Source organism: Enorma massiliensis phI (assembly GCF_000311845.1).
In the GTDB taxonomy this organism is placed as follows: Bacteria; Actinomycetota; Coriobacteriia; order Coriobacteriales; family Coriobacteriaceae; genus Enorma; species Enorma massiliensis.
The window spans coordinates 591,321-611,276 of sequence record NZ_HE978575.1; the positions used below are offsets into that span (position 1 = coordinate 591,321).

The 19,956-nt window shown below is 59.7% G+C and carries 16 protein-coding genes; 13 read left to right on the top strand and 3 right to left on the bottom strand.

Annotation, left to right across the window (positions count from 1 at the left end; all coding sequences use genetic code 11):
* Nucleotides 1-486 precede the first annotated feature (486 nt).
* On the bottom strand, nt 487-993 hold the full coding sequence (locus HGEM_RS09235; protein WP_195891262.1) for a pyridoxamine 5'-phosphate oxidase family protein: 507 nt from the start codon (nt 991-993) through the stop codon (nt 487-489).
* A 612-nt stretch (nt 994-1,605) separates the two neighbouring features.
* Between HGEM_RS09235 and secA the strand changes: the two genes are divergently transcribed.
* Both secA and prfB read left to right on the top strand, forming a co-directional pair.
* Nucleotides 1,606-4,431 carry a preprotein translocase subunit SecA gene (secA, locus tag HGEM_RS09240; protein ID WP_019129154.1) on the top strand — a complete coding sequence of 942 codons (2,826 nt, stop codon included), beginning with the start codon at nt 1,606-1,608 and terminating at the stop codon, nt 4,429-4,431.
* On the top strand, nt 4,431-5,555 hold the full coding sequence (gene prfB / locus HGEM_RS09245) for a peptide chain release factor 2 (RefSeq protein ID WP_019129155.1): 1,125 nt from the start codon (nt 4,431-4,433) through the stop codon (nt 5,553-5,555). Before secA ends, prfB begins: the two co-directional genes overlap by 1 nt.
* A 475-nt stretch (nt 5,556-6,030) precedes the next feature.
* Here prfB and HGEM_RS09250 read toward each other — a convergent pair whose 3' ends face one another.
* Both HGEM_RS09250 and HGEM_RS09850 read right to left on the bottom strand, forming a co-directional pair.
* Nucleotides 6,031-6,438, bottom strand: coding sequence for a hypothetical protein (locus tag HGEM_RS09250; protein WP_019129156.1), 408 nt, complete (start codon nt 6,436-6,438; stop codon nt 6,031-6,033).
* A gap of 67 nt (nt 6,439-6,505) precedes the next feature.
* Nucleotides 6,506-7,021 (bottom strand): TlpA family protein disulfide reductase, encoded by a 516-nt coding sequence (locus tag HGEM_RS09850; protein WP_019129157.1) that lies wholly within the window; start codon nt 7,019-7,021, stop codon nt 6,506-6,508.
* Nucleotides 7,022-7,244: 223 nt separating this feature from the next.
* On the opposite strand from HGEM_RS09850, the gene HGEM_RS09260 reads away from it, so the two are divergent.
* The 11 genes from HGEM_RS09260 (at nt 7,245) to HGEM_RS09305 (ending at nt 19,955) form a co-directional block, all read left to right on the top strand.
* Entirely contained in the window at nt 7,245-8,492 is a 1,248-nt protein-coding gene (locus HGEM_RS09260; RefSeq protein ID WP_162607428.1) for a radical SAM/SPASM domain-containing protein, read from the top strand.
* A gap of 119 nt (nt 8,493-8,611) precedes the next feature.
* Complete coding sequence (locus HGEM_RS09265; RefSeq protein WP_019129159.1) at nt 8,612-9,109, top strand: hypothetical protein; 498 nt, start codon at nt 8,612-8,614, stop codon at nt 9,107-9,109.
* Nucleotides 9,110-9,151: 42 nt separating this feature from the next.
* The gene (locus HGEM_RS09270) at nt 9,152-9,400 is read left to right on the top strand and encodes a helix-turn-helix domain-containing protein (protein ID WP_019129160.1); all 249 of its coding nucleotides are present in this window, start codon (nt 9,152-9,154) and stop codon (nt 9,398-9,400) included.
* Nucleotides 9,401-9,811: 411 nt separating this feature from the next.
* On the top strand, nt 9,812-10,240 hold the full coding sequence (locus tag HGEM_RS10285; RefSeq protein ID WP_154646838.1) for a hypothetical protein: 429 nt from the start codon (nt 9,812-9,814) through the stop codon (nt 10,238-10,240).
* Between the two features lie 45 nt (nt 10,241-10,285).
* On the top strand, nt 10,286-11,770 hold the full coding sequence (locus HGEM_RS09855; RefSeq protein WP_019129161.1) for a VanZ family protein: 1,485 nt from the start codon (nt 10,286-10,288) through the stop codon (nt 11,768-11,770).
* 338 nt (nt 11,771-12,108) lie between these two features.
* A complete protein-coding gene (locus HGEM_RS09280; protein ID WP_019129162.1) occupies nt 12,109-13,020 on the top strand; it encodes a YitT family protein in 912 nt (303 codons plus the stop codon).
* A 455-nt stretch (nt 13,021-13,475) separates the two neighbouring features.
* Complete coding sequence (locus HGEM_RS09285) at nt 13,476-14,375, top strand: transketolase (RefSeq protein ID WP_019129163.1); 900 nt, start codon at nt 13,476-13,478, stop codon at nt 14,373-14,375.
* Between the two features lie 3 nt (nt 14,376-14,378).
* Nucleotides 14,379-15,305 (top strand): transketolase family protein, encoded by a 927-nt coding sequence (locus HGEM_RS09290; protein ID WP_019129164.1) that lies wholly within the window; start codon nt 14,379-14,381, stop codon nt 15,303-15,305.
* Nucleotides 15,306-15,503: 198 nt separating this feature from the next.
* Nucleotides 15,504-16,739 carry a cell division ATP-binding protein FtsE gene (ftsE, locus tag HGEM_RS09295; RefSeq protein WP_019129165.1) on the top strand — a complete coding sequence of 412 codons (1,236 nt, stop codon included), beginning with the start codon at nt 15,504-15,506 and terminating at the stop codon, nt 16,737-16,739.
* A complete protein-coding gene (gene ftsX / locus HGEM_RS09300; RefSeq protein ID WP_019129166.1) occupies nt 16,726-17,643 on the top strand; it encodes a permease-like cell division protein FtsX in 918 nt (305 codons plus the stop codon). The genes ftsE and ftsX overlap by 14 nt, the downstream gene beginning before the upstream one ends.
* Before the next feature lie 221 nt (nt 17,644-17,864).
* The gene (locus HGEM_RS09305) at nt 17,865-19,955 is read left to right on the top strand and encodes a ribonuclease R family protein (RefSeq protein WP_019129167.1); all 2,091 of its coding nucleotides are present in this window, start codon (nt 17,865-17,867) and stop codon (nt 19,953-19,955) included.
* Nucleotide 19,956: the final 1 nt, after the last annotated feature.

Sequence of the window (19,956 nt, forward strand, 5' to 3'; positions counted from 1 at the left end):
CTATGCGGGTGGTTCTGATTGCATGCGCGTCGCCATGTGAGTGTTGTCGCCTGCTTGGCGCGCGTCGCACACCTTTGGGCGAGATTTGGACGTTCGGAGCGTTGTCAGGCGAGATTCGGGCGCCCGGGGAAATTTGACGCCTAGGGCGTTGTCGGGCGAGATTCGGACATCTGGGGCGTTTCGGGGCGATATTTCGCCGCACAGGACCCGCGCTATGACGGAATCTCGCCCAACGATGCCTCGAACATCCGAAAACTGCCCAACAATCACGAAGGTCGAGGCGCGCTTGATTTGGGTGCCTTGATAAAGGCTCGCCAAATTAATGGCCACTTGAATAATGGTCTGCCCAATTACTTGAATAATGGCCTGCTCGGTTGAAAGGTAACGGCCTACCTTATTGAAAGTCCGTCTGGATAAAGATTGTTAGATTCGGTGGGCGAAAACCCGTCATGCAGCGTTCTGACAAGGTCTTATTTTTTTGGCGACCTATGCTTTAGGTTGGCGCTGCTTACCGGTGAAGCGCGCGACGTCGATACGCCACACCGCCGTGCGGTCGAGCACGCCCGGGCCGAGCGCTTGCGGTGCGCCGTGAGCCATGTGCTCCATGATGCGCGTGAGGCCGTAGACCTTGTCTTCGCCGCTAGCGATGGGGTAGATGCGCCCCGTCCCCATGATGCTCCGGTACGCAAAGGAGTACGAGCACGCGTACGGCCCGGTGATGACGCCATCTTCGCAGTCCATCTCGATCGCGACGTCGACCCCGGCGTTTCCGTTTGCCCCAAATGCCGCGGCCTTGCGTCCCGCGCCAGCTGAATGCAGCCAAAGCGTTAGGCGGGGAGTGCCGGATTCGTCCAGTTCCCAGTCGTAGCCAAAGCTCATGGGAACGATGAACATTCCCTCTTCGTCAACGGCGCCGACGCGAACGGTTTGGCAGCTATCGACGATTGCCCGCAGCTCACTCGTTTCGCGTACCTCGCGTTTTGCCAGTCTCATGTTCAACGTGAGCCCCCTAGCATGGTTGACGTAATTACTTTACGCAACCAATCATATAGCGAGGCTTGTATGGGCATTCGTTCGGCTGCGATTTTATAAATTCTCGCCCTCATGGCCAATTTAGTACGGTTAGTGGTGCTTGGGAGCACCTAGCGCTGCTGAAGAGCGTTGTGGAGTGGTCCAGGCAGGGTGCCTTTTGCCCGATTATCGATGGCAATCATGAATAAGCCCCCAAAATGAGGTTTAGCTGGGCGTGCGCCGCTTCTTAACTACCACCAATCATATTAAATTGACCATGAGAGTAAACTGCTGTGCTTCCTAACGGCGCGGGCACGTTCGTCGCGAAGCCGCTGCCTGCTCGTTGTCGATATGCGTATTCTCTGCTTGCAAGATGTGCGTGCGAGTCGGAGCTGCCCGAGTTGCAGGCAAGCAGCCGAGACATGGCCCCGGGAGCCCATTCACCGTGGTTTCTCCGTGGGATGCGCGCGCCGTGTGTATCGTCCGTGCGCCAAAGGGATAGAGTTAAGCAGTCTGAGTATGTCCATCGGGGGCGGTTCTGGGGCGCGACGGGTGTCGCGCGGCGCGAACTACCTCCTGTGAAAAGGGAACCACATGGGATTCGTCTCAAAACTCCTTTCAATCGGCTCCGATAAGGAGCTCAAGCGCTATCAGAAGGTTGTCGAGAAGATCAACGGTCTCGAGCCCACCTACGAGAAGATGGACGACGAGGAGCTCGCCCACCAGACCGAGCTCTTCCGCGAGCGCTATGCGAACGGCGAGTCGCTCGACAGCATGCTACCCGAGGCGTTTGCCGTGGTTCGCGAGGCGTCCAAGCGCACCACCGGCCTCCGCCACTTCGATGTGCAGCTCATCGGCGGCATGACGCTCCATGACGGCCAGATTGCAGAGATGAAGACCGGTGAAGGCAAGACGCTCGTCTCAACGCTCGCCGGCTACCTCAACGCGATTTCCGGCAAGGGCGTGCACATCGTCACCGTGAACGATTACCTCGCCAAACGCGACTCTGAGTGGATGGGCCAGATCTACCGCTTCCTCGGCATGAAGGTCGGCCTTTTGCAGAACGGCATGCCGCTCATGCAGAAGCGTCCTGCCTACGAGGCAGATGTCACGTACGGCACCAACTCGGAGTTCGGCTTCGATTACCTTCGTGACAACATGGTGCTTCGCGCTTCGCAGCGCGTGCAGCGCGGCCATGCCTTTGCCATCGTGGACGAGGTCGACTCGATTCTTATCGACGAGGCGCGCACCCCGCTCATCATCTCCGGCGCCGGCACCAAGTCGGCGAGCACCTACAAGGACTTCGCCCGCGCGGTCCGCGGTCTTAAGCGCGCCCCCGAGGTCGAGCGCGATCCGCTCTCTCCCGAGCCCGCCCCCGAGCCCGACGGCGATTTCGTGATGGACGAGGCCAAGCACACCATCGCAGCAACCGAGCAGGGCTTGAAGAAGATCGAGAAGCGCCTCGGCATCGACGACATCTACGCCGACCTTTCCGGCCAACTCGTGAACCACCTGCAGCAGGCGCTCAAGGCCCAGTACATGTTCCACCGCGACAAGCAGTACGTGGTCACGAACGGCGAGGTCAAGATCGTCGACGAGTTCACGGGCCGCATCATGGAAGGCCGTCGCTATTCCGATGGCCTCCACCAGGCCATCGAGGCCAAAGAAGGCGTGCTCGTGCGCGAGGAGAACCAGACGCTCGCCACGATCACCCTGCAGAATTACTTCCGCCTCTACGATAAGCTTGCCGGCATGACCGGTACCGCCATCACCGAGGATGCCGAGTTCCGCGAGATCTACAACCTGCCCGTGCAGGTCATTCCGCCCAACAAGCCGGTGGTCCGTAAAGACCATGACGACCTCGTGTACCGCACGATCGATGCCAAGTATCGCGCCGTCGCCGATGAGGTTGCCGAGCGCCACGCCGAGGGCCAGCCCGTGCTCGTGGGCACCGTCTCCATCGAGAGCTCCGAGCGCTTGTCGCGCCTGCTCAACAAGCGCGGGATCAAGCACGAGGTCCTGAACGCAAAGTTCCACGAGCGCGAGGCGCACATCGTTGCGCAGGCCGGCCGCTTGGGCGCTGTGACCATCGCAACGAACATGGCAGGCCGTGGTACGGACATCCTGCTCGGCGGCAACCCCGAGGAGCTCGCGAACGAGATGGTCGAGGCAAAGGGGCTCGACCCCGAGGCCGAGGGCTACGAGGAGCTTCGGGCGGCAGCCTATGAGGAGGCGCTCAAGCAGGCCCGCGAGACGTGCGCCCGCGAGCGCGAGCAAGTGCTTGCGGCGGGCGGCCTCACCGTGATCGGCACCGAGCGGCACGAGAGCCGCCGTATCGATAACCAGCTCCGCGGCCGTGCCGGCCGTCAGGGAGATCCCGGTGAGACGCAGTTCTACCTCTCGCTCGAGGACGACCTCATGCGGCTCTTTGGCGGCGACAAGATGGACCGCATCTCGAACCTCATGTCGTCGGCCGATATGGACGACCTGCCCATCCAGCATAAATTCATCTCCAAGGCCGTCGAGGGCGCGCAGCGCAAGGTCGAGAACATCAACTTCTCCATGCGTAAGAACGTGCTCGAGTACGACGACGTCATGAACAAGCAGCGCCAGGTCATCTACGCCGAGCGTAACAAGGTGCTCGACGGCAAAGACCTCGCCGGGCACATCACCGACGTCATGGCCGATACCGTGGAGCGTTGCGTCGCCGAGTTCTGCCCCAAGGACTCCAAGAAGGGCGAGCGCGATTTCGAGGGCCTGCATAAGTGGATCGTCGAGCTCACCGGCCGCACGGATGCGCCGCAGATCGATGACGAGGACGCGAGCTTCAGCGCGATCAACGAGCAGGTGCTCGCCTATGTCAAGGATTGCTACGACCAGAAGGCCGAGCGTGTGGGCGAGGAGCTCATGCGCGAGCTCAACACGCAGGTCATGCTCCGCGTGATCGATACGCGCTGGATGAGCTACCTGCAGGAGATGGACTACCTCAAGCAGGGCATCGGGCTCCGCGGCTTCGGCCAGCGCGACCCGCTCGTGGAGTACAAGAGCGAGGCGTTCCGCGCGTTCCAGATGCTCGTGGACACCATGTACGAGGACTACCTGCGCACCATCCTGCGCATCGAGGTCAAGCAGGCCCCGCGCGCCGCGCAGCAGGCGGCCGAGGAGCCCGCGGAGCTCTCGGGCGCGACGTACTCCGGCCCGGCCGATGTCGATGGCGAGGGAGGCTCCTCGACCATTCGTCGCGAGGCCGCCGCGCAGGCTGCCAACGCTGCTGGCCGCGCGCCGGCACCCGCACGGGGTACGGTCAAGACCTACGTCAAGGCCGAGAGCGGCGACCCGTACGCCAATGTGGGGCGCAACGACCCCTGCCCCTGCGGTAGCGGCAAGAAATTCAAGAACTGCCACGGTAGGAACCGCTAATGGCCGAGGAGAGCATCACGGCCGAGGCGCTCGACGCCTTGGCGGCGCGCCTCGATGAGGTTGAGGTCTATCTGCATCTGGACGAGAAACGCGAGCGCGCGGCGGAGCTCGAGCGCCAGAGCGCCCAGCCGGGCTTCTGGGATGATGCCGAGCATGCGCGCGCAGTCATGGCAGAGCTCTCGGCGGCGCGCGATGATGTGAAGGCCGTCGAGGATGCCCGCTCGGAGCTTGCCGACGCGCGCGCCGCGCTTGAGCTCGCCGGCGAGATGGGGGACGACCCCGAGGCGGCCGGCTTGGTGGCCGAGGCCGCGTCCACGGCCGAGGCTTTGGGCCGCTCCATTGATCAGCTGGAGCTGACGAGTTGGTTTACCGGAGAGTTCGACCACGGCGATGCCATCGTGACCATCAAGCCCGGCCAGGGTGGCTTGGAGGCCCAGGACTGGACCTTCATGCTGTTCAAGATGTATATGAAGTACTGTGCGCGCCACGGCTGGAAGGTCACGGTCAACGACTGCCCGGCGGCCGAGCAGATTGGCATCGACCGTGCGACCTTCACCGTGGAGGGCAAGGACGCGTTCGGGATGCTCCGCGCCGAGGCCGGCGTGCACCGCTTGGTGCGCATCAGCCCCACGGATGCTAAGAAGCGCCGCCAGACCACGTTCGCGGGCGTGGAGGTCATCCCCGTGCTGCCCGACGACATCGACATCGAGATTGCGCCCGACGATATCCGTGTGGATGTGTACCACGCGAGCGGCCCCGGCGGCCAGGGCGTGAACACGACGGACTCCGCCGTGCGCGTGACGCACCTGCCTACAGGCATCGTCGTGACCTGCCAGAACGAGCGCTCGCAGATCCAGAACAAGGCCGCGTGCATGCAGATCTTGAAGGCGCGCCTGTACGAGCTGGAACTGCAGAAGCGTGAGGACAAGCTCGATGAGATCCGCGGTCCCAAGACCGAGATCGGCTTCGGCAACCAAATCCGCAGCTACGTGCTCTATCCGTACCAGATGGTCAAGGATCTCCGTACCGGCGTGGAGACCGGCAACGTCGACGCCGTTCTGGAGGAGGGCGACCTGGATCCGTTCATCATCGGCTACCACCGTTGGGCCACGAGCGCCGAATGAGACAAAGGTGCCAGGTGAGACAAAGGTGCCAGGCACATTTGTCTCATTGACCCATTTTGGGACGGGGTCATTTTGTCCTGCGCGTTTTGTGTTGCACTTCGTTTGACAGTGAAATCAACCCCGCAACAAAGAAGTGGCATCCGGAAATTTTCTTTCCGGATGCCGTGGCTCGACGCATCGGCTTATGCTGTGCAGAGGAACTTAATAATCTACTCTGCTACAGAATAAAATAAGGACATAAAGTACAGAATGAATAGAGCTGAAGCGGCTGCTGCAATAACGCGATGTCTCGTTCTATATGCTTGGTGGATAATTCCTCCGAAAAAGATCATGCTCGATAGTGAAAGAAGAATTCGTACCACACTACTAGGCAGGTCGAGGAAAATATCTAGCGTTGCGATTATCATGAGGCAAACTGATGAAACGACAACAATTGGGTCTAGGTCCCATTTTTGTTTCATTAAACGTCCCATCATTAGAATAGGCAATTAAAGAGCCTATAGGCTGCTTGGGCCGTAGCGAATAAGGCCCCACCTGCGCCTGTTGAAATGTACCCAGCAATTACGCTTGCAGTCCCATTAACGTATAGTTCGTTCAGGCACTTCCTCTCCTTTGCGTTGAGCTGGACCTTATGGGGGACCGGCCTATTGTTTTTAAAGCCGTGCGAGTTACACCAAGCTTTTGAATATGAATCGGTGCAGCGACCGCGTTCAAAAGGAGTGATTTCGTAGCTCTCGTCGTACGAATCGCCCACATACACTTGGCTGTCTTCTGACTGTATCGCGTCGTCTGCTTGAATCGCGTAGGCATTGGTAACGCACAACGAGCCAATAATAAGTTCGATGCAAATAATTGCAGTGAGACCTTTCGAAAGCTTGTTCATGCTGCTCCTTCCAAGATACGACGATGGTGTTCATCCGGGCTGTATTCACCTCCTCGCGGATGACTTATTAGCTGTTGTTGGATACATATTCTTTGATTAGGTCGAGTGATGCCTGTTCGCCTTCTGATGAACCTATGACGCGACCTTGGCCGTCAATAACGAGGACGGTCGGGACGTGCTCTAGGCCATATGCGTTATAGACACTTTTATCTTGGTCGAGATATATCGGGAATTCACCACGATGATTCTCTACATCAGAGATGAGCGTATCTTCCGAAACGGTAAATAGGTTCTTGGCTATGGTCTCGTAGTCATCTGCCTTCACTATCTGATCAAGCAGCGATTCACAGTGCGGACACCACGAGCCCCAGAATATCAGAAGGTTTTCTCCGTCTCGATTGAGCATATCGAAGTACCGCTGCCCACCTCCGAGATTAAAGTTAATTGCATTCTTGATTGGAAGTGATTGATGAGAATACGCCTTATGATGTTCGCTTGAAATGGGTTCCAATGTGGTTAAAACAAGAATGGCTAAGACGCCGAACAGAAGGAGGACCGATAAGAGAGCTTTCCTATGCTTCATTTTCACCATCTCCTAGTCAAAGTATAAATTTAATAGTAAGAAAATAAAATAAGATATTAAAAAATATATGAAAACTTATCTCTGAGTAATATGCATGATGCTTCATTTGGTGACGTGCGAAAACAGCGAGCGATTACAATTGGGATAAAGATAAGATTCACATCTATTTTGTATAAGAGATACAATGTAATAGGCAAATTTATTTATAGGGGGCATTATGTCAATGAGGCTCTCAAAAAATGTCGTTCGCTTTCGTCTTGGGCAGGTGCCTGCGGTCGGGAACGTCGAAACGGGAGCCATTGTCGGTCTGAGCGGCAGCGGCGCAGCATTGTGCGATGCCATGGCGGCGCACGACGTTCCCGAGGAGGACGTGCCTGCAGATTGTGCCGAGCTCGTTGCCTACATGAAGCAGCACGGCTTCATTGAAGCTGGGACGGACGAGGGCGCAGTGCACCTCGGTCGGGCACGGCTTCGCTCGGCCTATCTCCACGTGACCAATCGGTGCAATCTTTCATGTGTTGGGTGCTACTCAAGGGATGAAGGACGCAACCGTGATGAGGATCCGACGTTTGACCAGCTGGCGCATGCCGTCGATGTGCTAGTTGAACTTGGTGTCGAGCAGTTGATTGTCTCGGGCGGTGAGCCGTTCCTACGAGAGGATCTTGCCGAGCTTGCTGCGCATGCCAAACAGGGCGGAATTGCCACGGTTATCATCCTTACCAACGGCATGCTTTGCACCGACGAACGTATCGCCCCGCTTGCAGGCAAGGTAGACACCATTTCCGTCTCGTTTGATGGGCCGCCGTCGCAGAGCCCGTCCTATATTCGCGGCAAGCAGCTCTTTGACCGGCTGGTCGAGGTGATCAAACGCATCAAGGGTGCCGGCATTCAAGCGCATATTCTTCCAACGATTCATGCCAAGAACATAGACGACGTCCCGGCATACCTTGAGCTGGGTAAACAGCTCGGCGCTACCGTGGGCTTCAGCTTGCTGAGCGGACTTACCGGCACACTCGGCGACCTTGCACCGAGCGATGACGATTTCGTGCGCCTTGCCGAGGTCATGCAGGCGGCAGGGGCAACGGCGGGTGTTGACAGCGTCTTCCTTGATGGCGCGCAGCCAACCCTTCAAGCCTGTGCGTGCTGCGGAGCAGGCAAAACGGGTGTGAGCGTTGCCGCCGATGGCTCGGTGTATCCGTGTCACATGCTGCGCTATGCTCCATTTCTCTTGGGTAGTGCGTTTGAGGATTCAGCCGATACGTTGCGCGATTCGCTCGCTCGGTTTGCTTTGCCCACTGTCGACGAGCTCGACGGCTGCAAGGACTGTAACAAGCGCTATCTATGCGGAGGTGGTTGTAGAGCACGAGCTTATATGGAATATGGTCGCGCAGATTGCCGCGACCCATACTGTGCGTACAACAAGCGGTCGATTGAGGATGCCGTGAGCTTCGTGCTTGCGGCAATGGCGTGAAAGGAGTTTTCTAATGCTGTTTGCGATTGAGGTGCAGAGCAAAAGGCCATGCAGAATAATCGGAGGTATCAGGATCGGCTTTTAGCTTCTTATTGGATGAAGCTACATGAGGAGCAATTATGCTGGACTTGGCGAAACAGGCATCGAAGCTAATTAGGCTGCTGATAGTGCTTTGTTGCGTGCTCACTTTTGGCTGTCTCATCAACTTAATCTTTGACGTGAGCGACATGTTGTCCATCGGCTTCCCATCTAATCTTGAAGCTTCTGGTAATGTGTGGTGCTATCTGATTATTACGTTTTGCAGCGATGTTCTTGATGCCGTTGTCCTCGTCGTTTTCATTTCGTTTGCTCTGGTCGTGGCACGGAAGGGCGAGATCTTTAGCAAAGGACAAACCTATAGGCTTCTTGTCATTGCGATTCTCATGCTCGTGCAGGTAGCGCTTGGGCTGCTTGTCCCAAGCATCTCCCTGTCGAGCTTTCAAGGCTACGAAGCGGGAGCTGCGGTTGGTCCAACGCTCGACCTGCGCCAACTCTCCACGTCCATCATGTTCTTCATCTTTGCCGCCATTTCTGAATACGGCAGAATCTTACAGGAAGACTCGGATAACATTCTGTAAAATGACGCTAACGTTTTATGACGTACTAGAAAGGGGGACATCATGCCCATCGTTATGCGACTCGATCGCGTGATGGCGGACCGCAAGATGTCCTCCATCGAGCTGGCAGAGAAGGTTGGCATCTCTCCGGTGAATATCTCGCGTATCAAGACCGGTCGTCTCAAGGGCATCCGCTTCTCGACGCTTGAAGCCATGTGCAAGGCGCTCCGCTGCAAGCCTGGTGACATCATCGACTGGATGGACGAGGACGAGTACATCGCCGCGTTCGGCAAATTACCTGACGAGCCATAATCTCGCTCTTTGAATGCCGTTTTTTCCCAGTGAAATAGACGTTGCCAGCACAGGCGAGTCGATTTTGCCATCGTTAGTACGATGCTTGTTAGATTAATAAAGTGATAGTCGTGTCCTTTATGGGGTTTACCATCCGCATGCAAAATGCAGGTGGAGATGGGCTGTTGTTATGTCAAGTGAAAAGATGGCTTTTACGTACCCAGTAAAAGGGTGCTGAAATCCATGGTATTCCAGCGGATTCTTGTCTCAGGTGGCTTAGCTGCACCGTTGTCAATTGTTTTTAAAAACTAGAAAACAAATGTAAAATAATGTGAAAGTAATATTTTATATTATCTAATAAATATGCTAGACCCTTTTTGTCAAGCATGGCCATGCAGGTTCATATGATGTTGTAACTAAGGAGGGTGTTTAATGAGCAGGCTATTCACGCGCATAAAAGGATGCCCAAGGAAGTTGCTGTGCTCTGTCCTTGCCTGCCTAACGCTTTTTTCGGCATTAGCGGTGCCCGCTCAGGCAAAAGTACTATTTAGTTACGATGGTACAGGAATATGGAGCCGTCCATCAGTTCGCACTGCATACGTCAATAATAAGACCTGCAAGGTTAACCATACTCAAAAGCGTAAGATTACCGGCAATAATTACCAGCAGATGACGGTGTATATTCAGAGAGATGCGGGCTTTGGCAACTGGACAACGTTGGATCAAAAACGTTTAAAAACGATGCCACTGGTTCATTTTCAACGTATTGCAGTACCGGTACGTACAGGTTGTATTTCTATTCAGGGAGTGGATACAACAAGTTCAATATCAAGGGCACGTTTAGTAGTAATTAGGCTTTGACGAAGGCCGCCTCGTATCGTGCGAGGCGGCCGTATAGGTGACAACATGAACAATAAAACAAAGCGAGTCATTCGCCTCATCGTTGCGCTCACGGCGGGTGTCGCAGTGTTTTTCGGTGTGCTGCTGCTTCTGAACACGCAGGCGTATTCCGGCATGATTGGGCTGTTGGGCCCGGGCGTGCTCTCGAGTTCGATGCCGATGATGCTCGTGTCGCTCCTATTCGCGGTGTTCGCAGCGGCCCTTGTTTACCAGACGCTGAATAACAGGGTGTATCTTGCGTTTACGCGCGTTGCGTTCGGTGTCTACCTCGCAGGTCTGCTCTTTGCGATTCTGGGCAAGAGCGTGGGCATCCGGGGCATTAATCTTAACCTCGCCGATGTTGTTGCCACGGTTCAGGTATATCCCGGTATGCTTCTGCTCAACATCGCGCTGTTCATGCCGCTGGGTTGGTATCTTTGCCGTCGCTTTGGGTCGATCGCGCGGGCTGCACTCGTGGCCCTTGCTGTCTCTTTTGTGCTCGAGGCGCTGCAGTACGTATTCGTGCTCGGGCTCACGGACATCGTTGATGTGTGCGCCAACGCCTTGGGCGGGTGTATGGGCGGCCTTGCGTGGGCGTGTGCTGAGCCATTTTTGCATGTGGAAAGTGATGAGCGCTATGGTCAATGCTATGCCTTTAGCGTGCCGCAGGCGGTGGGCCGCCGGGCGAAGCGCTCTGCGGTAGGTTTGGGAGCAGTGGTTGTAGCGCTTACCGCGTTCTGCTCCCTTGCTGCTGCCGCGAGCCCGTCGGTCGACCAGTCCTCCAACAACCAGATACTTGTTGATGAAAACGCGGATCCGGCATTGGTTGCGCTTGCTCAAGAACTCGACACCGGCACGGATTTATCGGCCTCAACACCGTTTGCCGTATCGGGCGTCTTGGTGCAAGACGAGCGTTGGGAAACCGAAGGCGGCATCACGTTTACGACGTTGGTTGTGGTGAGCGAGCAGCCCGATGCGACGGTGCCGAGCGTTCGCGTTGGTACGAGCTATCCCATCATGGTGGGGCCATCGGCGACGCTTTCATTCGGCGGCGAGCAAGTTGACGAAGACGGGTTGTACAAGGCGTTCATGGACGGCGGCATGCTGAGCGTTTCCTGCGAGCTTGTGCCCTATGGCGGGTGCTTTGTTGCGACGAAGGTCGACGCCGCACCATGCGAGAATCCCGACCCCGACGCGCCACTCGCGTACTTCAACTTCAACATCTATTCCGACCTTTACTTGGGTGATATCGAGCGCCCAACGTTTATGACGTGGTCTGATGACCAAAAGCGCGTTGAACTGCATGGACATGTGGGTTCGACGATGGAGGCCGAAGGTTCAGAGTGCTATGCGACCATCTGCGGGCTCAACGAGGTGGACGGGGTGCCCGTTCTGCATGCCGTGAACGCGTCATACGACCTGCCGCCTTCGGAGGATGGCGAGCCGAACGATCCCGAGACATATCGCGCCGTGCTTGGAGATGACGGTGCATTACACCTTGTGGGCGAGTAGGGCGCGCCCTTTCTGCGCCGTTTGTGTTAGCTCGTTCCACTTTTGGGAATATCTTTCCGGCTTCATCCGGAAAGTTTGGTTTGCATTGAGGGAAACCGCAGGATTGCGGCGACTGCAAGGGTGCTATCTGACGGCAAGCGAAATAGATGTTCCCAAAAGTGGAACGAATGCACGCTCTCGGCCCTTCTTGGTCCACGACATTGCGGCATCCGTGTGAACGAACGGTTGACGTGCTACCATAGCCAGCGGAAAACTCAACGTCATGCGCCTGTTAGGGTACGGCGGTGCGAGGCGGCCCGGTTGGTCCGCGTGCGCCGTGCGCAGAAAGGAACGGGCCCATGGCCTCTCGGGTGAATATCTCGCGCGTCAACCTTACCGAACTCATCCGTTCGCGCTTCGTGCGCGACCTGCCCCTCGTCGTGGCGGGCTGCGCCATCGCTGCGCTCGCGGTAGACATCTTCATGGTGCCCAACGGCCTCGCTGCGGGCGGTCTCACCGGTCTTGCCACCATCCTCTCCGAGCTCGCCCGGCGCAACGGTTTCTATCTGCCGGTGGGCTTGCAGACGATCGTCTTCAATATCGTGTTGCTGCTTTTCGTGATGCGCACGGGCGGCGTACGTTATGCGGTGCGCACCATCACGGGTTTCGTGCTCTTCGGCTTCTTTACCGACCTCTTCGTGCCCCTGGCCGAGACCTTCGCCGACGCGGCGAACGACCTCATGCTCTCCGCGCTGTGGGGAGGCATCATCTCGGGGCTTGGCTATGGCCTCGTGTTCCGCGCCGGCACCAACACAGGCGGCTCGGATACCATCGCACAGATCATTTCGCGCAAGACATCGTTGCCCGTGGGCGCGACGGTCATGGTGATCGACGTGGCGGTGTGCGCGGCCTCGGCGCCGGTGTTTTCGCTCATCCAGGCGTTGTATGCAGCGCTTTCTATGGTGCTTTCCGGCTACGTGATCGATGCGGTGGTCGATGGCGGCAACCGCCAGCGTGCGGCCTTCATCGTGTCGGACGAGTGGGAGAACATCAAGGGGGCGATTTTTACGACGATGGACCGCGGCTGCACCGAGCTCATGGCGCGCGGCGGGTATACCGGAACCGAGCGGCCGGTCATCTTGCTTATCATGAGCAAGAGCGAGATCCCCATCATCAAGACCATCGTGCATGAGTACGACCCCAACGCCATCATCATGATCACCGACGTGAGCGAAGCCATCGGTTACGGTTTCAAGGATTTTTCTGCGTAGCGCGGCTGGGTCCGGCGTCCGCTGAGCGTCCCGCCGCGTCGTCGATGGGGCGTAATATGCAATCTGGCGGCATTAATATGCATGGATTGGTTTCCTACTGACGCGGCTCATATTAATTCGATCCTTTGAGGCTAGTTTTTTCAAAAGAGAGAACGCAATCTACCTGCAGTAATAATGCAATTCTGCAGGTAGATGATGCGAACAAAACTCGTGCCAAAGGATCGGATTTCGTCAGGCCCCCAAAGCAGATGGGTAAACCCCATGCATGCGAAGCTGCGTCTGGCCCGTCTGTGAGCCGGGCGTCCGGCGGGTTGCGGCCACATATGCGGGCACGGGTTCATTTCGCGTGCCACCGCTGGTGCAGTTTTCGCGACGGTGTTTGCAGCCTCCAGTTACCGCCTTCCACCTGTTATGATGAACGAGTCTTAGGGGGACTTCTCTTTGAAGGGACGGACATGGCAACAGAACAGTTGAGAAGCGCTTGCGCACACGACGACGCGCAGGTTGCCCTCATCGCCAACCGGATGCGGCGCGATGTCGTCGAGATGCTCGAGGCGGCGGGCTCCGGGCATCCGGGCGGGTCGCTTTCGGCGGCGGACATCGTGGCAACGCTCTTTTTCTCCGGCGTGATGGGCTACGACGCCCAGGATGCCGAGAATCCGGAGCGCGATCGCTTCGTGCTCTCGAAGGGTCATGCCGCCCCCATTCTGTACGCGGCGCTCGCCCAGATCGGGTATCTCGAGCATGACGAGCTCAAGACGCTCCGTCATATGGGGTCGCGCCTGCAGGGGCATCCCGACTGCCATGCATGCCCGGGCGTGGAGGTCTGCACTGGCTCGCTTGGCCAAGGCCTTTCCGTAGCATGCGGCATTGCGCTCGGCTTCCGGGCCGACGCCGCGCGCGACGGTGGAGACCCCAAGCGCGTGTTCGTGCTCACGGGCGATGGCGAGCTCCAGGAGGGTGAGAACTGGGAGGCGGCCATGTTCGCCGCGCACCAGCACATCGACAACCTCGTGGCGATTCTCGACAGCAACAACCTGCAGATCGATGGCCATGTGAGCGACGTTAACGGCATCGAGCCCGTCGCGGATAAGTTTGCTGCCTTTGGCTGGGAGGTCATTGCGGCGGACGGTCATGATGTCGCCGACATGCACCGCGCGCTCAACGAGGCCATCGCGGTGACGGGCAAGCCGGCCATCATCATCGCCTCGACGGTAAAGGGCAAGGGCGTCTCCTTCATGGAAGACCAGGCCAGCTGGCACGGTGTGGCGCCCACGCATGAGGAGGCCGCGCAGGCCATTGCAGAGATCGATGCCGCGTACGAGGAGCTCCTCGCCGCGCAGAAGGAGGCGTAGGTCATGGCGAAAGCGACGCGCGCCGCGTTCGGCGAGACGCTCATCAAGCTCGTCGACGAGGGCATGGACATCATGGCCGTGGACGCCGATCTCTGCGGCTCCACGACGACTGCTAAGTTCGGAGCGGCCTATCCCGACCGCCTCTTTGACGTGGGCATCGCCGAGCAGAACATGATCGGCGTGGCCTCGGGCCTGGCGCTCACCGGGCGCACGGTGTTTACCGGCTCGTTTGCGGTGTTCGGCACCGGACGTTGCTGGGAGCAGATCCGCAACACCGTGTGCGATTCGGGCTTGAACGTGAAGATCTGCCCCACGCACGCGGGCATTACCGTGGGCGCGGACGGCGCGACCCACCAGGCGCTCGAGGACATCGCCCTCATGCGCGTGCTGCCGGGCATGCGTGTGCTCGTGCCGGCGGATTACGCGAGCGCCGTGGCTGCGATTCGCCTGGCTGCGGCAACGCCCGGCCCCTTCTATGTGCGCCTAGGGCGGGAGCCCTTGCCCGAGGTCTATGACGAGGGCTTCACCTGCGACGTCGCCTTCGCCAACGTGCTGCGCGAGGGCTCGGACATCTCCATCATGGCGTGCGGCGTGGAGGTCGCGCAGGCGCTTGCGGCGGCTGACGTGCTGGCCGCTGAGGGCATCTCGGCCGAGGTCGTGGACGTCATGAGCGTGAAGCCGCTCGACGAGGAGACGATCATCGCCTCCGCGGCAAAGACCGGGCGCGTGCTGACGGTCGAGGAGCACAGCATCTATGGTGGCATGGGTTCCGCCGTGGCCGAGTTGCTCGGCGAGAAGCACCCCGTGCCGGTGACGCGCCTAGGGCTCACGACCTTCGGCCAGTCCGGCGATGCGGCCGAGCTTCTTGCCTACTATGGTCTTGATGCCGCAGGTATCGCCGCCCGTGTGTGCGAGGTGCTGGGTAAGTAAACGGCTAGCGATATGCCGCCCGCCCGCGTGCGGGCGTGTGGGGCGGGGTGAGTGCCGGCTGTGCGCTCGCCCCGCTTAGCGTTGTACGCCACCGCCTCGCGGGGGCACAGCTCCTCTACGCCTTTTCTGTGTGCGGTGGCGCTTGCTGGTACAATAAATCGCGCATGTAGATAAAACGCACGACTTGAAGGAGCAACAGTGGGCAACCACTTCCGTAAACCCGATGAAGGGCAGGACGCTCCGCGCCAAACAGAGCCGCAGACGGCCTCCCATTTTGCGTATTCCACCTCGTACGAGGGGCAATCCGAGGGGCAGACCGGTTCGCGCTTTGCAGCAGGCGCCGATGCGAACGAGGACGCCCTGTTCGGCGCCGCGCCTGCCGAGCAGGCGTACGCGCAACCCGCGGCCTATGCCGCCCAGGACAGCGTCTCTGAACCAACCATTGACCCGTTTGGCTACCAACCGGCGAACAACGACTTCGCAGCCCCCGCTTCTGCGGATGCGCTTGCGGGCGTGCCGTCGCCTCTGGACGCACCTGCGCCGCAAGGCGATCTAAGCTCCCAGCTGCCTCAGATCCCGGATCCCATGGCGGCTCCCGAACCCGAGGTGACTGCCGACCAGGCCCATGAGGTCGCGACCCTCGACACCGCGCTTCAGAGCTCTGATTTCACGCAGGTGTTCGCGCCGGTGCAGGAATCGCGCAAGAAGATGGCGCGCGAGGCGGGCGTCGACCCGGTGATCGCGATGGAGCACGTGACCAAGATCTACCCGGCGCAGCCCAACAAGCCCGCGCTCGAGGATGTCAACATCGAGATCTATCCGGGTGAGTTCGTCTTCTTGGTGGGCCACTCCGGCTCGGGTAAGTCCACCCTGCTGCGCACCATCATGCGCGAGGTCAAGCCCACCCAGGGCCGCGTCATGGTCGCCGGGCAGGACCTCACCCGCATCCGCAACCGCAAGGTGCCCTACCTGCGCCGCCAGATGGGCATCGTGTTCCAGGACTTCCGTCTCCTGCCCAACAAGACCGCGTACGAGAACGTGGCCTTCGCGCTCGAGTGCATCGGCAAGCCGCGCGGTGTCATCCGCGCGCAGGTGCCCGAGGTGCTGCGACTGGTGGGCTTGGCGGAGCAGATGAACTCCACGCCCGACCAGCTTTCCGGTGGCGAGCAGCAGCGCGTGAACGTTGCGCGCGCCATGGTCAACCGCCCGCCGCTGCTCATCTGCGACGAGCCTACGGGCAATCTCGACCCGGCGATCTCGCTGGGCATCATGAAGCTCCTCGAGCGCATCAACCGCACGGGGACCACGGTAATCGTTGCGACGCACGACCGCGAGATGGTCGACTCCATGCACCGGCGCGTGATCGCGCTCGAGGCCGGCCACGTCGTGCGCGACCAGGAGAGGGGAGGCTACGGCAACTATGGCGCCCTCTAACATCGGCTACTCGCTCCGCGAGGCATTCAGCCACTTCTTCCGCAACTGGACCACGTCGTTCGGTGCGGTCATCACCATCTTCCTGTCGCTCTTTATCATCGGCCTCTTCATCGTGGGCTCGGCGCTCGTTACGTCTGCCATCGGCACCATCGAGGACACGGTGACCATCAACGTCTTCATTTCGGACGATGCATCCGACGACGAGGTACAGGCGTTCCAAGAGAAGCTTGAGAGCTGGCAGAACGTTCAGAGCGTCAACTTCAAGTCGAAGGACGACGCGCTGGAGGATTGGCGCAGCATGTCGTCGAGCGCCGATTCGACGATTGCCGCGCTCGACGGCGAGAACCCGCTGCCTCGCTCGTTCGAGGTCGTGATGGAGGATTCTTCGCAGGTTGAGGACATGGCCAACCGCATCAAGGAAGATACGGACTTCCAGGCCATGGCCGATAACGGCGATGTTGACGAGAGCGTGCAGTACAGCCAGGAGATGGTGGGCCGTCTGTTCCAGGTGACGGGCTACATCCGCATCGCCTGCATCGTGCTCGTGGCGCTGCTTACCTTCATCGCGTTCATCTTCATCAACAACACGATTCGCCTCTCCATCACGGCGCGCCGGCGCGAGATCGCCATCATGCGCTTGGTGGGCGCCTCGAACGGCTTCATTCGCGGGCCGTTCGTGACCGAGGGCGTGTTGCAGGCGCTCCTTGGCGCGCTGCTTTCCATTGGCGTGCTGGAGCTCGTCCGCAACTTCCTCATGCCGCGCGTCATGAACATGGTGAGCTGGTGGCAGTTCGAGATTCCGCTCGAGGTGTACCTCATGACCTACGGCGCGTTGATTCTGGTCGGCCTGGTCATCGGTCTCTTTGGTTCCGCCATCGCGATGCGGCGGTATCTCAAGGTGTAGCTCAAGAATGGTCACGAGTGGAAGGCCGGTCTTTCCTCTCGCGCTGGTCCTCGGAGTTCAGCTTTTGCTGAACTCCTGCGGAATCGCGCGCGAGGAAAGGCCGGCCTTCCCTGTAAAGGTTATGGGCTACACCTTGGGTACCTTGGGGCAGTGGGGTAGAAGTGTGTGAGAACATCAGCGGTGCTGATGTTCTCCTTTTGGATGGAGGTAGGTGAGGGGATATGGGCCGAAAGCGTTCGGGGCGCGGGCGGCGTTCGCCGGTGCGGCGCGAGCGGCGTCCGAGCCTGACGGGCACGGTTCGCCTTACCGAACGGCACGGGTTCGTCGAGACAGCCGAAGGGTCGCTCAAGCTGGCTGGTCGCGCGTTGCGCGAGGTCATGGACGGCGACGTTGTGGCCGTGAGCGTACAGCGCGGTGAGGGTGGCAAGCGCGTCACGGTGGAGAGCGTGATTGAGCGCGCGGCTGCTTCCATCGTGGGCACCTACGCCGAAGCGGGCCCGCTCGGCGCCGTTCATCCGCTCGATACGCGCATCAAAGCCGACTTCTTCATACTTCCGCACGACCGCTCCGCGCGCGATGCAGGGGTGCAGGTGGGCGACATCGTTCGCGCTCGCATCGTTTCCTATCCGTCGCGTTACGAGTCGGGTGTCGTGACCATCGAGCGCCGCATCGGTGGCGAGGATGCTGCCGACCTGGGCATCCAGTGCGTTATGGCTCGTTTCGATCTTGAGGACGGCTATCCTGAGGAGCCCGAGCGCGCAGCGTCAGAGCTTGTCCAAGATATCGAGGGCGCGCTCGCCGATCCGCTTCGGCGCGATGTGCGAAACCGCTTCGCCTTCACCATCGATCCCGTCGACGCGCGGGATTTCGACGACGCCATCTCGATTGAGCGCACGCCTGCGGGCGGTTTCGAGCTCGGCGTGCACATCGCGGACGTGTCGCACTACGTTGCGTGGGGAAGCTCCATCGATCTTGAAGCGCGGCGCCGCGGCACGTCGGTGTATCTCGCCGACCGCGTGCTGCCCATGCTTCCCGAGCGGCTGTGCAACGACCTCTGTTCGCTTCGGCCCGATGAGGACCGGCTTGCCATGACGGTCGATATCAGCCTCGATGCCCGCGGGCGCGTGCAGGGTGCGCGCATGTACCCGAGCGTCATTCGCTCCCGCGTGCGCCTGGCCTACGGCGAGGCGGATAGGCTTCTGGAGGCCGGGGAGGCCGCTGCGGCCGAGGGCGGCCCTGACAGCGCCCTTGCTCGGAAGCTTGCGCATGTGGCAGCTGAGGGAGCGGATCTTGTCGAGGTGCTGCGCGCGGCGGACGATCTTGCGCGGCTGCGCCGCACGGTTCGCGAACGACGGGGCGCGCTCGACTTCGATACCGTAGAAGTTCACGCGCTTCTCGACGAAGCGGGGAGGCCCTACGAGCTCACGTGCCGCAAACGGACCGCCGCGACGAGCCTTGTCGAGGAGGCGATGCTCCTTGCGAACGAGTGCGTTGCGGCATACCTGACGCGGTGCGGCGTTGCGAGCGCATTCCGCGTGCACGATGCTCCGGACCCCGATCACCTTCAGGGCGCGGCATCTGCCCTCGTGGAGCTCGGCGTCATCGACAGGACGCTCGGCCTTGCCATCTCCGCAGGCAGCCAGGAAGCCATGCGCCGTGCCATCAACGAGGCGGCGGGAACATCGGTCTTTGAGCTGGTGAACGCTCTGCTGCTGCGTGCCATGCAGCGTGCGGTCTATCGGCCAGACAACGAGGGGCACAATGCGCTTGGAGCCGAGGCATACTGCCACTTTACGAGCCCCATCCGGCGCTATCCTGATCTGATTGTGCACCGCACGCTCAAGCTCGCCCTTGCCCGGGAGCGTCTGGGCGCACGCGAGGTCCGCGAGCGCGCTCCGCGTCTGGCGGGCGCTGGGCGGGAGGGGCTCGATGCCGTGCTCCCCGCGCTCTGCAGGGCGTGCAGCGAGCGCGAGCGCATCGCCGACGCTGCGGCTCATGCCTCGCAGAAGGTCGAGGTTGCGCGGTATTATGGCGAGCGCATCGGCGAGCAGTACCATGCGGTCATCAGCTGGGTGAGCGAGATGGGCGCCTTCGCCCGCATAGACGATACGCAGGCCGAGGGGCTCATCCACCTTCGTGACCTGGGAGATGAGTGGTTTGATTTCGACGGGCGCCAGCTTGCGCTCGTGGGGTCGGTGAGCGGCCGCACCGTGCGCCCCGGCAACCGGGTGATCGTCGAGGTGGTCTCGGTCAATCCCGCGCGCGGCCATCTCGATCTGGCACTCGTCACCTCACCGCGTGCGCTACACTGAA

What these genes read in the sequence shown, in the direction of transcription:
- HGEM_RS09290 (WP_019129164.1), top strand. Translation starts at nt 14,379, where the DNA reads ATGGCGAAAGCGACGCGCGCCGCGTTCGGCGAGACGCTCATCAAGCTC.
- HGEM_RS09260 (WP_162607428.1), top strand. Translation starts at nt 7,245, where the DNA reads ATGAGGCTCTCAAAAAATGTCGTTCGCTTTCGTCTTGGGCAGGTGCCT.
- HGEM_RS09280 (WP_019129162.1), top strand. Translation starts at nt 12,109, where the DNA reads ATGGCCTCTCGGGTGAATATCTCGCGCGTCAACCTTACCGAACTCATC.
- HGEM_RS09850 (WP_019129157.1), bottom strand. Translation starts at nt 7,021, where the DNA reads ATGAAGCATAGGAAAGCTCTCTTATCGGTCCTCCTTCTGTTCGGCGTC.
- HGEM_RS09270 (WP_019129160.1), top strand. Translation starts at nt 9,152, where the DNA reads ATGCCCATCGTTATGCGACTCGATCGCGTGATGGCGGACCGCAAGATG.
- ftsX (WP_019129166.1), top strand. Translation starts at nt 16,726, where the DNA reads ATGGCGCCCTCTAACATCGGCTACTCGCTCCGCGAGGCATTCAGCCAC.
- HGEM_RS09235 (WP_195891262.1), bottom strand. Translation starts at nt 993, where the DNA reads ATGAGACTGGCAAAACGCGAGGTACGCGAAACGAGTGAGCTGCGGGCA.
- HGEM_RS09250 (WP_019129156.1), bottom strand. Translation starts at nt 6,438, where the DNA reads ATGAACAAGCTTTCGAAAGGTCTCACTGCAATTATTTGCATCGAACTT.
- HGEM_RS09285 (WP_019129163.1), top strand. Translation starts at nt 13,476, where the DNA reads ATGGCAACAGAACAGTTGAGAAGCGCTTGCGCACACGACGACGCGCAG.
- secA (WP_019129154.1), top strand. Translation starts at nt 1,606, where the DNA reads ATGGGATTCGTCTCAAAACTCCTTTCAATCGGCTCCGATAAGGAGCTC.
- HGEM_RS09265 (WP_019129159.1), top strand. Translation starts at nt 8,612, where the DNA reads ATGCTGGACTTGGCGAAACAGGCATCGAAGCTAATTAGGCTGCTGATA.
- HGEM_RS10285 (WP_154646838.1), top strand. Translation starts at nt 9,812, where the DNA reads ATGAGCAGGCTATTCACGCGCATAAAAGGATGCCCAAGGAAGTTGCTG.
- HGEM_RS09855 (WP_019129161.1), top strand. Translation starts at nt 10,286, where the DNA reads ATGAACAATAAAACAAAGCGAGTCATTCGCCTCATCGTTGCGCTCACG.
- HGEM_RS09305 (WP_019129167.1), top strand. Translation starts at nt 17,865, where the DNA reads ATGGGCCGAAAGCGTTCGGGGCGCGGGCGGCGTTCGCCGGTGCGGCGC.
- prfB (WP_019129155.1), top strand. Translation starts at nt 4,431, where the DNA reads ATGGCCGAGGAGAGCATCACGGCCGAGGCGCTCGACGCCTTGGCGGCG.